Genomic DNA, 1,552 nt, shown 5'->3' with positions numbered 1-1,552 from the left:
AACACCGCGCCAACTCCATTAAGCTAAGTAATTACCCACCATTCTGAAGCCCTCGGCTCCGCTGCTTTTGGGGTGTTGTTGCGGCGCGTAAGCCTGGAAGGTATCTTTGTGACATAGTGCCCCCGTCCGGCCGTGAAGCGGCTCGTGCCCGTGACCTGCGTCCTTGGTTGACTACATCATAAAGCTGAGCGATAGTTAGGTTCGTAAACGTGTCGGTCCTGACTCCGCATGATCCGTCTTATTCGTACGCGGCTCGGGCGGGGCCTATCGGGTTCCAGGTGGTGGACCAGTTGATCCAGTAGGACCTTCGTGCGGGCGCGCCAGCGCTGCACGCCGTCGAGAAAAAGGGTGGGTAGCCATCGCTTGATCAAACCGGCGGTCACGTTCCGGTTGATCCGATAGCGGTATTTACGGTCTTTGGTTCGGGCTTGTTTAGCCAGCTCCCGATCTAGCAGACAGGCGCTCTGCACGTTGTAGAACCAGAAGGTCGACCAGAGGTCCTGCTCCACCCCGGGTTGGGTGTAGGCTGAAGTCAGGGCCAGTTGCAGGAAGGACTTGAGGTGGGAGATGCCCGTTTCCACGCCCCAGCGTAGGGCGTACAGCTCCCCGATGCGCCGGTGGTGGAAGCGACGGCGGTGCATCAGGGTGGTCAAAAGGACTTCCACTTCTCCCGTACGGAGCTCAACACGTACGAGCCGCAGCTCCAGGGGTTGACGCCAGACGGGGAACTGTCCCAGATCACGCAACGTACGGTAGGCGCGGTCCTTCAGTTCCACGGTGATGAGCCGATCGGGCTCGCCGCTGCGCACGAAGTCGCGCACCTCGGGGCTGATCTCCACGGGCAGGCGGATGATGCAGTCCGAGCCGTGGCGGCGGTGGAGGAAAGGCAAGCCATAGCCGGCGAAGCCACGATCGTATAGGTAGATGGCCCGCTGCGGCAGGTGCGCAACGTTGGGGTAGGCGTGGCGGATCTCACCACTCTTCTGGGTATGCAGGTCGGCGCGTACGATAACGCGGTTCAGCAGGTCGTAGGTCAGTAGGATACGGGTGGAGGGTACGTTGTCGTGCTGGTTCTGGTGGAAGCCGAAGGCCTCGCCAATCCAGCTTTCGCGCGGTAGCGTTTGGCCGGTACCGTCGACGGCGAAGAGCAGATGGGAGCGCCAGCGACGGGCGTGGCGGAAGCTGGTGTAAAACGCTTCGACCGTGCGGTAGAAGAAGTCGCGGAAGAAGACCGGGCGGATGTGCTTACGCCGCTGGGTGAAGGCCGACTTGGTGACGGGAGTCGTGCCCAGGTGGTGGAAGAAGTCGTGGAGCTCCACGGCGGTGGACTTGCGTACGAGTTGCAGGATGAAGGCTACGGTACGGCGGAAGGTCAGGGGGCTGTACCGCGTGAAGCGCCGGTGGGGCTCGACGATGTAGCGTGTGCGCTGCTCCCCGGTGAGGTCGGGGAAGGTGCGTAGCTGGGCAAGGAACTGGGTTAGAGCGTGAGTCATTCCCCTAAGTTCGGCCGCAATCTAATGTCGTAAAATACTTAGCTTAATGGCCATGAACA

At 61.1% G+C, this 1,552-nt stretch carries 1 protein-coding gene; it reads right to left on the bottom strand.

Features of this window, described 5'->3' with window-relative positions:
- Positions 1-176: 176 nt before the first annotated feature.
- Positions 177-1,493, bottom strand: coding sequence for an IS4 family transposase (locus CLV84_RS00020; protein WP_104417691.1), 1,317 nt, complete (start codon positions 1,491-1,493; stop codon positions 177-179).
- Positions 1,494-1,552: the final 59 nt, after the last annotated feature.

It is taken from the genome of Neolewinella xylanilytica (assembly GCF_002934605.1).
Lineage (GTDB): Bacteria > Bacteroidota > Bacteroidia > Chitinophagales > Saprospiraceae > Neolewinella > Neolewinella xylanilytica.
The sequence above is the reverse complement of the archived record's forward strand: the minus strand, read 5'-3'. Positions and strand labels throughout refer to the sequence as shown.